The following is an 11,518-nucleotide window of genomic DNA, read 5'->3' as shown; positions in this document are numbered from 1 at the left end:
CTGGCCCGATTACAGGGTCATGTCGTCGTCATTGCCATTGAAGTCCAGACGCTCAACGCCCGAGACCGTGACGAAGCTACCGTCAGAGAAGGTGATGACGGTCTTGGCGCCCGTTGTCTTGATGGTGACGTCGTCAAAGTCGGCGTTGATGCGCACGGTATCGACGCCCGCGCCACCGCTGATGGTGTCGCCACCGCCCGCGATGAACAGGTCGCGTCCTTCGCCACCCGACATCACGTCGGCACCCGCGCCACCGTTCAGCGTGTCATTGCCTTGGCCGCCGTTCAGCGTGTCTGCACCGGCATTGCCCGAAAGCCAGTCATTCCCGGCGCCACCGTTCAATGTGTCGCTGCCTGCCCCGCCGATCAGCGTATCGGCCCCGGCATCGCCGGAAAGCAGATCCTTGCCCGTGCCTCCGTTCAGGGTGTCCTGACCGCTGCCGCCCACCAGGGTGTCATTGCCGCCTTCACCCAGAAGCAGGTCATCGCCCGCGCCGCCGACGGCGCGATCATCGCCCGCGCCAAGCTTGGCCGTATCATCACCCGGGCCACCGCCCACGGTGTTGTCATCTTCGGTGCCGATGACGGTCTTGTCGTCCGAATCTGCCGTGGTGATGGTGATCGTGCCGTTCTTTGCCTGACGGATGACCATGTCGGCATTCGAGTCCGGGGCTTCGCCCGGCCCCACGATCGATACAGAGATATCGCCTTTGGAGGGCAGATTGTCGACGATGTTGTCGATCATGCTGTCGGTCAAGCCAAGCCGGTCTAGACCTCGCTCCACCTGCTTGAGATTGCTATACTCGGAAGTTGGCATTGGGGATGTGCTCCTGCAATGTTAATTAATTGTCATTGAACTGGCAAAAAACTGATATCCCACAGAGAATTGGCATATCGGTCAATCGACAGTCAATTCGCATCCCGGATAACAGCGTGTTAAGGTTGCATCAAGTACAATCTAGGGTTTATTTGGCTGTTGAGCGTCATTGCGCAATTGTGTGCCGAATTTGCTTGCGCCTGCAGCATTGGGGCAGGCGGCCGCTTGGTTTTTCACCGAAATGCGTGCGGTCAGCGATGCGCTTCGCTCGGCCTTGATGGCTGGCGAAACATCTGCTCTTGGCCGGTTTACGCGTTATGGTTGTGCGGCGGCCCGACTGTCAATGCAGAAAAGTCGAGCATCTCGTCACGGGTCAGGAAGATCCGCCGGCGCAGCGCTTCATTCCGGCTAAGTAGCCCGCGAAGGCTGTCGGCATTGGGGCGGCGTCCACGGTCTTCGCGCCTGTGCATGGCAGAAAACTCGATAACTGCCAGCAGGCGTAGCGCCAGGAACGACTCGGGCCGGGGAGCAAGATTGGCGGCAACCGTCGCGCCATCCTGCTCGGGGGACATCGGGCGCCATTCAGCCAGGTCACCCTCGGCAGACCGCTGCAGCAGGCCTTCGCTGATCAGCAATCCGGCTGCCTCGGCAAGGCGACCGAGCCCGGCAGCTTGAGCGCGGAGCATCTGTGCGACCTGCTGTTGCAGCTCGGCCGGACGTTCGGGACCGGGCGGTGCCACCTCGTCCGAGAGGCGAAGAAGCGCCCCCTGGGCCGAGGTGCAGAAGGGCAGAAGACGCGTCACCGCCGGGCGATAGCTTCGCTGAAGGCGGCCGTCGGAATCGAAGGCGGGCTGGCGCAGCATCTGGGTCCGCAGATCGACCATGACCATCGGGCCGTCAGCTTGATCAACCACGGTCACGGGCAGGTGGCGGGCAATCTGGTAAAGTTCCGAAGGCACCACCGGGCAGACGCGCAAATGGTGCAGCCGGTCATCCATCGCGCGATCGGGCCAAGACGCAAGTCTCTGTGCAGAAAGCGTTTCACTGCCTGTAATGCCAGGAATATCCAGAAACCAAACGCTCATGCGGGCTCTCCTGCAAGGGCGATCAGCCGGGCCATGGTGTAGAGCGACAGGCGCTGCGCGACCAGAAACCGGGCGACCAATAACCAGTGTTCGCGCGGGATCGCGCTAAAGATCAGCGCATCATCCGGGGCCGGGGTGACAGAAAAGAAATCCGGCAGATCGAACCGTTCGGCCACACCTTCGGGCAGTACGACACGCTCCACCAAGGCGTTGCGAAACACCACTTCGGTCAGCAGGGTGCGTGTCTCAAGGTCCTCGGCCCAGGCCTCCAACGCGCGCACCTTCAGCTCGGCCCCCGGCAAAAGGTTGCCCTGATCGTCAAGAATATAGGATCCCGAATCGCGTTCCCGCATCGGGGCTGCGCGCTCGAGCCCGATCTCGTCACCCTGAGCGGGGTCACGAAAGCGGAAGGGGTATGCTTGCACCAACAGTGGCAGCGAGGCGCGATTCTGGGTGCGTGCATCCGGCATCTCGGCATCGGCGCGCAGACCACGCAGGACGACCAGCTCGGGGTCGCCCAACCCGTCGCGCCGCCACATCACGGGCCACCGCTCTGCAAGGGCCGGGCACTCGGACAAGCTGACGGGCACCATGCGCTCATACAGGGCAGGTCGGTAGGCAAACGGATCAAAAATCCGCAGAGCGGCGCCCGTCGCGTCTTCCCACCGATCAAAAGCGCAGTACATGCTTGTCATCACCTTCCAGTTGTGATCCCTGACGCTAGAGTAGAACGGGATTTCCCATGACGGTTTCCTCTGTAATCCAGAATGCCCGTGGCGGCTATGTCCGGATCTGGCTGCACAGCGTATTCATCACGTTGTTGGCGCTGACACCATTCATTTACATGATGCAGGTCACGGAGCGTGTCTATACCAGCCACAGTTGGGAGACACTGGGGTTCATTTCTGCGCTGATTGCCTTTCTTCTGGTCGTCTGGGGAATGCTGGATCATTACCGGACCAATGCGCTGCAGGCCATCGGATACAGAATCGACCATGAGTTGAGAGAGGGCGTCTTCGATGCCGTCCATCGCGGCGACCGACCCGAGGCGTTTCGTGCCTATGGCGATATCGGCACGTTGCGCGACGGGCTGACAGGCACGCTGATCAAGTCGATGATGGATGCAAGCCTGTCGCCGGTATTCATCGCGGTGCTGTTCATCCTGCATCCGGTCTTCGGTCTGGTTGCGCTGGCCTATATCGCCGTGCTTGCCCTGCTCAGCGCGCGGGCGCGGTCAATCTGGAAATCCGTGCGGGCCGAGTCGCGCGGGCATGAGGATCAGGCCTTTTCCTTCGGCCTCTCGACCGCCACCCGGCGTGAGACGATCCGCGCCATGAACATTCTGCCCGGCGTGCGCCGAGAGTGGGCTGATCTGGAGGATCGGGCATCGGACATCGTCCTGCGCGGTCATGGGCGCGCGGGTATTCTCGACAGCGCGATCAGCGTGCTGCAACAGGCGCAACTGGTCATTCTGGTGGGGACCGGCGCCACGCTCTACCTGCTGGAGCAGGTCTCGGCCACGGCCGGGATGGCAGCCTTTATCGTGATGATGCGCGGGGTGGGGCCAGTCGTCTCGGTCGCGCGGAACTGGTCGGTGCTTTATGAACTGCGCGCTGCGGCCGAGCGGCTGGACGTCGTTCTGGCGGATGCGCCGGCCGAGCCGATGACAGCATTGCCCGCCATGCAGGGCCATGTGTCCTGCGAGAACGTGGTGTTCATGGGGGCGGACGGCAAGGCGGTTCTGTCCGGCATCCGGTTCGAGGTTCCGGCAGGCTCGATTGTCGGCGTGGTCGGGCCAAGCGGCGCGGGGAAATCAACCCTGATGCGGCTTCTGTCGGGCGCTGCGCGTCCGTCATCCGGCACCATCAAGATCGATGGCTTCCCGCTCGAAACCTGGCCCGCTCACCAGCATGGCCCTGCAACCGGCTATCTGCCGCAGGGCATGGACCTTTTGCCCGGTACGATCTGGCAGAACGTCACCCGCTTTGCCGCCTATGACCCGGTTGAGACCGATGCTGTGACCGATGCGCTGCGCATGGCTGGTGCCCTCGATATCGTGCAAGGGCGGGGGCGCGGGCTCGACTTCAGGCTTCAGGACGGTGGAGCCCCGCTGTCTGGCGGGCAGCGGCAGCGTATTGCCCTCGCGCGGGCCTTCTTTCGCATGCCCAAGGTTCTTGTATTGGACGAGCCAAACTCTGCCCTTGATGCCGAGGGGGAAAAGAACCTCGTCTACAGCCTGACAGAGCTGAAGCGCGCCGGATCGACCGTCTTCTTCAGCACGCATAAGGCCAACCTTCTGGGAATATGCGACTATATTCTGGTGATCATGGATGGCTACATGCATTCGTTCAGCACCCGTGATGACATGCTGGGGCGCCTGACCACGGCGGGGAACCCACTGTTGTCGCATGTGGCGGGCACGCCCGAGCGGGTGGGGGCATGACAATGCAGGCCACATCCACCTCACCCGCGCTGGCGACCTGTGACCGCATGCTGCACCGTTCGCTGCGAGCGGCGAATGTCACGATCCTGGTGTGTTTCGGCATCGTTGGTGGCTGGCTGGCCATCGCGCGGCTGGACAGTGCGGTCGTCTCGCAAGGCGTGCTGGAAAACGCCAATACGACGCGGCTGATCCAGCACCTTGAAGGCGGCATTGTGCGCGAGTTCTTCGTGCGCAACGGGCAGCAGGTTGAGGCGGGGGATCTGCTCGTGCGGCTCGATTCCACGGCCAATGCCGCCTCGGCCGAGTTGTTCCGCACGCAGCTTTGGGGCAACCGCGCCCGGCAAGAACGGCTTGAGGCCGAGATGACCTTAACCTCTGATCTGGCCTTTTCGCCGGAATTGCAGGCCCAGATCGCAGCAAATCCGGTCGTCGCGCGCATCGCCGAGAACGAAAGGCGTCACTTCGATCTGCAACGCCGGGAACTCGCACAGGCGCGCGAACTGCTTGAAACCAACATCGCCCAGTCCGAGGCAGAGATTCGTGCCAATGAGGTGCGCCGCGGAATCGCGCTGCGCGAGACGGACCTGGTCCGCGCCGACCTTGAGGACCAGCGCGCGCTTCGCGCCAAGGGCCTGACCGGGCAGGCAAAGGTCACCGCGCTTGAGCAAGAAACGCTGTCGCTGGAAGAACGTGTCGCCCAGTCCGACATCGAGATTTCCCGTATCCGTCAGGCGATTGCAGGCTTCCGCCTGCAGATCGCGCAATTGGAGCAGGAATATCGCCGCCTCGCGGTCGAGACGCTTGAGGATGTGACGCGCGAGATCCGCGCCTTGGAGCGCGATCTCATCGTGACGGACGATTCGCTCAAGCGGGTCGAAATCCGGGCCCCTGTGGCGGGGACGGTGCAGGAAAGCACGCTGGGCACCGTGGGGGCCGTCATCCGTGGCGGCGATACGATCATGAAAATCGCCCCGTCCGAGGACGAGTACATCATCACCGCCCGCGTCTCGCCGAACGATATCGATGGCATCCTTCCGGGCACCGCGGCGATGGTGACCTTCCCGGCGTTCCAGTCGCTGGACCTGCCGCCCGCCGATGGCCAACTTGTGACCCTGTCTCGCGACCGGATCATCGATCCCTACACGCGTGCCGATTATTACGAGGCGCGGGTCCGGCTGGACGAGACGACTCTGCCCGAGGAACAGCGTGCGCGGCTGGTTGCTGGCATGACGGCCTCGGTGATCCTGCCGACGGGACAGCGCACGGCGCTGAATTATCTGGTGGGGCCCTTGTCGCGGCGCCTGCAAAGCGCCATGCGGGAAGAATAGGCTGATCGCGCGACCAGAGAGTTTGAGCCATGTATGAAACCGTGAAGTTGCAGCCGGGCATCCTGACGCTGACCTTTGTTGCTCCCGAAGGCGAGGCCGCCGATGCGATCATCCGGCCAATCGTGCCTGCGGCATCGCGCCATGCCGTCACGCTGATGTTCGAGCCGGGGAACCTGTCGGGCGCATTGACCGAGCCGGGCGAATTCTGCGTGATCCGCTGCGGCCAACCCGCCGTTCTGGGAATCGAGATCTCCACCCCACGGGCAGATGGCAGGCCGCGCGGCGGCATCGACCTGACCTATCTTTCGCAGCGTGGCCCCGATCCCGCCCCCGATACACGACTGGGCGCAGACTATGTCGTTCACCTTTCGGGCTACGGCGACCGCGCGGCCCGCTTTGGCGCGTGGGTCGAGGGCGACACGCCCGATCTGGCGATCGGCGGGCTGATGCTGACGCCGCGCTCTGGCCGCCCCCGGATCATGCTGCAAGACCCGACCAGCGGGCAGATCGCGCCGCCGGGCATGTTTCTGGGCAGCCATGGCGGGTTCCGCCCGCTGTCTGAATTGCGCATGTGGATCGAAGAGCCCGACGGCCGCAACAGGCTGAGCGTTGAGGCCGACTTTGCCGAGGCAGGCCGCGTGCGGGCTGCAGGGACGATGGTCAGCCTGCATGGTGCAGGCCCGGGCGATCGGTTGTTGCGGCTGAATATGGCGTTGACGCCGCTGACAAACGGGGCAGCGGCCACCCCCGCTGGACCTGCGCGTCGAAATGACCGTATCCGCATCTTCCGAAAGACCTGAGCGGTATTGGAAGCCGTTTCATCCCGACCGGGTGTCAGGAAATGCCAGTTCCAATTAACCATCTAGAAATAAACGAAAATATCGGTGTTGTTTCAAGGCTTTCGGCCTCGGAGCACGTGTCGCCCGGTTCTTCATTGCGTGATTCTTGGCTGACATCCGAAGGTCTGGATACGCGTTGGCGCCCCCCTCTTTTGTTTCCGTGCCACCAACGATCCCTCACAAAACCCCTAACTCGTCGCGTCCTTGCCCCGATCTCGCCCGATTCCGGCGTCAGAGATCAGGGTAGAAAGCTCGAGCCGCGAGGGGGACAGCCATGGACCGACTGACCGAGATGGAAGCCTTCGCCACCGTCGTGGATCAGGGGGGGTTCACGGATGCGGCCAAGAAGATGGGGATTTCCAAATCCGCCGTCTCGAAACACGTCTCGGCGCTTGAAGCCCGTCTTGGGGCGCGGCTTCTGAATCGCACGACACGCCGTGTCAGCCCGACCGAGATCGGATTGGCGTATTATGATCGTGCCCGCCGGGTGCTGAATGACGCAGGTGAGGCGGATGCCTTGGTCACCTCCATGCAATCGGCGCCCTCGGGGCTTTTGCGCCTCTCGGTCGCCACGGATTTCGGCGTGAACCTTCTTTCGCCGGTTCTGGGAGAGTTCCTGCAGGAATACCCCGAGATCACCGTCAACATGGTGCTGAACAACCGCTACGTCGAACTGATCTCCGAAGGTTTCGACATGGCGATTCGTGTCGGGGAACTGGAGGATTCGAGCCTGCGTGCGCGCAAGCTGACCGAGACCTCCAAGCGGATGATCGGCGCGCCGTCCTACTTCCAGAAGTTCGGGCGTCCGATGAAGATCGACGATCTGAACGAGCACAAGCTTCTGCACTACTCCAATCAGGCCAATGGCAATGTCTGGAAGGTGACCGCGCCCTCGGGCGAGCGGCGCCAGGTCCGCTCGAACGGATGGCTGACGGTGAATGACGGGCAGTCGCTGCTGAATGCAGCCATCGCGGGCTTGGGCATCGCGTATCTGCCGTCGTTCCTTTACGCCGATGCAATGCGCAAGGGCCAGGTCGAAGAGGCGATTCCGGGTCTGCCGGTCGAGATGCTGGGCATCTACGCAGTCTATCCACCGGGCCGCTTTACCCAGCCCAAGGTGCGGGCTTTCATTGATTTTCTGGCCCGGCGCTTCATCGAGAAGGGTCCCGACAACTGGTAATCCGCGCTCAGGGCGTGGCATCGATCCGGGTCGAGGTCAGCATGGCCTCGACCCTTCGGTTTTTCGCGCGCCCCTCTGGCGTCAGGTTCGACACCAGCGGTGCCAGATGGCCGACGCCTTCGGCAGCAATGCGCCCGGCCGGGGCGCCGAGGTCGATCAGTGCTTGCCGCACGGCCTGCGCGCGGTCGCGCGACAGCGCGATATTGCCCTGCAAGCTGCCGGTCGCATCGGTATGACCGACAAGGGCGATTTCAGCCGCGGCGTTCTGCTGCAGGAAATCAGCCAGCGCGCGCAGCGACGGGTAGTCGCCCGGCGCAAGCTGCCCCTTGCCCGAGGCAAACACCAGATCGTCCAGCACCACACTGCCCTGCTGCAAGAGCCGGGGCGCAAGATCACTTGACCCAGCCGAGGCCGCCGGTGCGCTATCCTCGGGCGTCTGCCGCTCTGGCGTGGGCGTGACCTCGATCGCGCCGGGTGCGACCAGCGTCATCTGGGCAAAGGCGTTCTGCCGCGCACGGCTGACCAGCAGCGAGAGCACCGCCCCTTCGCGTTCGGCAGCCAGATAACGGAAGTCGCCCAGATCGACGTGCATGTCGGGTTCATGCACGATGGGTAGGGAATAGCGAAAATCGAAGCCGCCACAGGCCCTTGTTTCGCAGGCAAACAGCGTGGTCCAGCCTTCGGCCTGCAACTGCGCGGCCAGTCGCGTCATCAGGGCATGGGTTGTCGCGTCCGTCTCGATCTTCCAGGCAAAAGTCTCGACATTCCCCTCGACCAGACGCTCGGGCACCACGCCGGATGCCCAGGCGCCGGTTGCGATGCGGGCGGACGTGGCCTCTTCGGTGTCCTGATGGGTCAACTGCGCCGCTGCCCCGAAATCGGGTGTCAGCGCATGGCCGGGCAGCGCAAAGGCAAGACCCAAGGCAAGCATGACGAAACGCCGCATCACTTATAGCACCCTGTAGTGATAGCCGCCGACCTGCTGAAGACCGGCCTTTTCATAGAGCTTTCGGGCCGCAGCGTTCCGCTCGGTCACGACAAGGCTGAAGACTTGCGCGCCCTGATCCCGCGCCCAGTTCGCCGCCGCATGAAGCAACGCCGCCCCGGATCCGTGGCGCCGCATGTCGGGACGCACCTCCAGCGCATGCAGCATTGCAGTTTTATCGCAGATCGCGACAAAGGCCGCGCCCGATGGTGTGTCATCGGCCCGCGACAGGATGGCCGTTTTTGGCCCGGTGACCCGCTCCATCACTGCGACGCGCGCGGGCCCGATCCCGCCCTCTGCCCAGATATCGCGGGCGATGGCGAGTGGTGGCCAGTGAAGGAAAGCTGCCATCGGGCTGACCTCGGCGGCGATTTGCTCCACAGGCGCTGCATAGGCCACGACCGGATCGTTGATGCGGTAGCCACGCGCGGCCAGTGCAGCGTCGAGCGCGATCTGTCCCTGCCGCACCACCCATAGCCGGGGCTGTCCTGCCCCATCCATTGCGGCCTCGGCGGCATCAAGATCAGCCTCTTGCCAATCGCCCTCCAGGCTGGTCGCACTGACACGCTGGCCGCCACCCGCACCGATCCGCAGCGTGCAGGGGCCAACCTGAACCTGCCGCGCTGCGGGCCAAGTGTGGTCCATCACGGTGGCAAGCTCAGCAGGTGTCATGCGACAAGCGCGCAAAGCCGGGTCATGGCCGCATCAATGCGCCCTGCGTCGGTGCCGCGGATCACCAGATTGGTGCCATGCGCCCCATTCTGGATGAACGGGTAAGAGCCCATCGACAGGTCCGGAAACTCGGCCGCGAGCGCGCCGAAGGGGCCGGCGATTTCCCCTTCGCCCCGGTTCACCCGCAGGGACTGGCTGAGGAGTGGCGCGCCGCCGGTCAGGCCGGGCAGGACGCTTGCAACCATGGCCTGAAAGATGTTGGGAACGCCCGCCATGACATGCACGTTGCCCAGCGTGAATCCGGGCGCGGTGCTGATCGGGTTGTCGATCAGTGTCGCGCCGTCGGGGATGCGGGCCATGCGCTGGCGTGCCTCGTTGAACGGCAGGCCTGCCCGGTCGTAATGTGCCTGTAGCAGTGCCATCGCATCCGCCCGGTGCGAGATGCCGACGCCAAAGGCCGCCGCGATCGCATCCGCCGTGATGTCGTCATGCGTCGGCCCGATCCCGCCACTGGTGAACACATGATCCCACCGCGCCCGCAGCGCATTCACGGCGGCGGCAATGTCGGCATGGTCATCGGCAACCACACGCGCCTCCATCAGGCGGATGCCGTGCTGCGTCAACTCTCCGGCCAGATGGTGAAGGTTGCTGTCGCGGGTGCGGCCAGAGAGGATCTCGTCGCCGATTACCAGCATGGCGGCGGTGGGGTGGGTCATTGCAGTCTCCGCTTGCGTCGGATCCATGGTATAGCGCGTCGGCGGCGCAATCAAAGCCCCGGGTCTGGCCAAATGACGCTTCTGGATATATCTACAGGGCCAATCTGCAATGAAAGGGACAGCGCCGTGAAGGAACTGCGTGGCCGCGTCAACAAGAACGGGATCCGGATCCACGATCCAGCGGATTTTGCCGGCATGCGCGCGGCGGGGCAGGTCGCGGCCGAAATCCTCGATCTGGTTGCGCCCCTTGTGAAGCCTGGCGTCACCACGGCCGAGCTTGATGCCTTCATCACCGACGAAGTGCACCGTCGTGGTGTCACCTCGGCCACCATCGGCTACAAGGGGTATCAGCATGCCTCGTGTATCAGCGTCAACCATGTGGTCTGTCACGGAATTCCGGGGGCCAAGGTTCTGGCCGACGGCGATATCCTGAACATCGACGTGACGGTGATCGTCGACGGCTGGTACGGCGATACGAGCCGGATGTATGCTGCCGGTCAGTTGGGCCGCAAGGCCGAACGGTTGATCGAGGTTACCCATGAAGGCCTGATGCGCGGCATTGCCGCCGTGAAGCCCGGCAATACCTTTGGCGATATCGGCCATGCCATTCAGGCCTATGTCGAGTCGAACCGCATGTCCGTCGTGCGCGATTTCTGCGGGCACGGGCTGGGGCAGGTCTTCCACGCGCCGCCGAATGTGCTGCATTATGGCCGCGCCGGGTCTGGCCCCGTGCTTGAAGAGGGCATGTTCTTCACGATTGAGCCGATGGTGAACCTTGGCCGCCCCGAGACGAAGATCCTTGCCGACGACTGGACCGCCGTGACCCGCGACAAGTCGCTGTCGGCCCAGTACGAACATTCCGTGGGCGTGACCGCCGACGGGTGCGAGATCTTCACGCTGTCTCCCGCCGGCAAGTTCTTCCGCACGTGGGAGTAGGGCGCCCCCAGGGTCCGCTCAGTCGATCTAATCAGTCGATCTGATCGAGCCAGGCGCCATAGCCCTCGGCTTCCATCCGGTCTTTCGGGATGAAGCGCAGGCTGGCCGAGTTGATACAGTAGCGCAGGCCGCCCAATGCCCGCGGGCCATCGGGGAAGACATGGCCCAGATGACTGTCGCCATCGGCTGAGCGGACCTCGGTGCGGATCATGCCATGTGTCATGTCGCGCACTTCGACCACGTGGGCCGGTTCGATCGGGCGGGCGAAGGCAGGCCAGCCACAGCCGCTGTCGAACTTCTGGGCCGAAGAGAACAGCGGCTCGCCCGAAACGATATCGACATAGATGCCAGGTTCAAAATGGTGGTCATATTCTCCGGTGAAGGGCCGCTCGGTGCCGTTCTCCTGCGTCACGCGGTATTGTTCGGGGGTCAGCCGGGCAAGGGCCTCGGGTGTCTTGGCAAATCGGGTCATGGCGCGTCTCCGGGGTTTCAAGGCGAATCTGGTGTTTCGCGCCGGA

At 63.6% G+C, this 11,518-nt stretch carries 12 protein-coding genes; 5 read left to right on the top strand and 7 right to left on the bottom strand.

Annotated elements, in window-relative coordinates:
• Positions 1-9 precede the first annotated feature (9 nt).
• The 3 genes from FQU74_RS15105 to FQU74_RS15095 form a co-directional block, all read right to left on the bottom strand.
• The gene (locus FQU74_RS15105) at positions 10-816 is read right to left on the bottom strand and encodes a calcium-binding protein (protein WP_146287311.1); all 807 of its coding nucleotides are present in this window, start codon (positions 814-816) and stop codon (positions 10-12) included.
• A gap of 308 nt (positions 817-1,124) precedes the next feature.
• Positions 1,125-1,901: a SapC family protein gene (locus tag FQU74_RS15100; RefSeq protein WP_146287310.1), complete on the bottom strand. Its 777-nt coding sequence runs from the start codon at positions 1,899-1,901 to the stop codon at positions 1,125-1,127.
• Entirely contained in the window at positions 1,898-2,494 is a 597-nt protein-coding gene (locus FQU74_RS15095) for a SapC family protein (RefSeq protein WP_158635602.1), read from the bottom strand. Before FQU74_RS15095 ends, FQU74_RS15100 begins: the two co-directional genes overlap by 4 nt.
• 149 nt (positions 2,495-2,643) lie before the next feature.
• Between FQU74_RS15095 and FQU74_RS15090 the strand changes: the two genes are divergently transcribed.
• The 4 genes from FQU74_RS15090 to FQU74_RS15075 all read left to right on the top strand — a co-directional run bounded on the left by FQU74_RS15090 (position 2,644) and on the right by FQU74_RS15075 (position 7,691).
• Entirely contained in the window at positions 2,644-4,344 is a 1,701-nt protein-coding gene (locus FQU74_RS15090) for a type I secretion system permease/ATPase (RefSeq protein WP_146287308.1), read from the top strand.
• Positions 4,341-5,672 carry an HlyD family type I secretion periplasmic adaptor subunit gene (locus FQU74_RS15085; RefSeq protein WP_146287307.1) on the top strand — a complete coding sequence of 444 codons (1,332 nt, stop codon included), beginning with the start codon at positions 4,341-4,343 and terminating at the stop codon, positions 5,670-5,672. The genes FQU74_RS15090 and FQU74_RS15085 overlap by 4 nt, the downstream gene beginning before the upstream one ends.
• A gap of 29 nt (positions 5,673-5,701) precedes the next feature.
• Complete coding sequence (locus FQU74_RS15080; RefSeq protein ID WP_146287306.1) at positions 5,702-6,472, top strand: hypothetical protein; 771 nt, start codon at positions 5,702-5,704, stop codon at positions 6,470-6,472.
• Between the two features lie 313 nt (positions 6,473-6,785).
• The gene (locus FQU74_RS15075) at positions 6,786-7,691 is read left to right on the top strand and encodes a LysR family transcriptional regulator (RefSeq protein WP_146287305.1); all 906 of its coding nucleotides are present in this window, start codon (positions 6,786-6,788) and stop codon (positions 7,689-7,691) included.
• Positions 7,692-7,698: 7 nt separating this feature from the next.
• Here the strand turns inward: FQU74_RS15075 and FQU74_RS15070 are convergent, their stop codons facing one another.
• The 3 genes from FQU74_RS15070 to FQU74_RS15060 are packed head-to-tail and all read right to left on the bottom strand — an operon-like array spanning position 7,699 to position 10,064.
• The gene (locus FQU74_RS15070) at positions 7,699-8,637 is read right to left on the bottom strand and encodes an OmpA family protein (RefSeq protein ID WP_146287304.1); all 939 of its coding nucleotides are present in this window, start codon (positions 8,635-8,637) and stop codon (positions 7,699-7,701) included.
• A 3-nt stretch (positions 8,638-8,640) separates the two neighbouring features.
• A complete protein-coding gene (locus FQU74_RS15065; RefSeq protein WP_146287303.1) occupies positions 8,641-9,348 on the bottom strand; it encodes a GNAT family N-acetyltransferase in 708 nt (235 codons plus the stop codon).
• The gene (locus FQU74_RS15060) at positions 9,345-10,064 is read right to left on the bottom strand and encodes a competence/damage-inducible protein A (protein ID WP_146287302.1); all 720 of its coding nucleotides are present in this window, start codon (positions 10,062-10,064) and stop codon (positions 9,345-9,347) included. The genes FQU74_RS15065 and FQU74_RS15060 overlap by 4 nt, the downstream gene beginning before the upstream one ends.
• 126 nt (positions 10,065-10,190) lie before the next feature.
• On the opposite strand from FQU74_RS15060, the gene map reads away from it, so the two are divergent.
• Positions 10,191-11,000: a type I methionyl aminopeptidase gene (gene map / locus FQU74_RS15055; RefSeq protein WP_146287301.1), complete on the top strand. Its 810-nt coding sequence runs from the start codon at positions 10,191-10,193 to the stop codon at positions 10,998-11,000.
• A gap of 31 nt (positions 11,001-11,031) precedes the next feature.
• Here the strand turns inward: map and msrB are convergent, their stop codons facing one another.
• Positions 11,032-11,472, bottom strand: a complete 441-nt coding sequence (gene msrB, locus FQU74_RS15050) for a peptide-methionine (R)-S-oxide reductase MsrB (RefSeq protein WP_146287300.1) — start codon at positions 11,470-11,472, stop codon at positions 11,032-11,034.
• Positions 11,473-11,518: the final 46 nt, after the last annotated feature.

The sequence above is a fragment of the Gemmobacter aquaticus genome (assembly GCF_007859075.1).
In the GTDB taxonomy this organism is placed as follows: Bacteria; Pseudomonadota; Alphaproteobacteria; order Rhodobacterales; family Rhodobacteraceae; genus Gemmobacter; species Gemmobacter aquaticus.
Note: the sequence above shows the minus strand (reverse complement) of the source record. Positions and strands in the feature narration are given on the sequence as shown.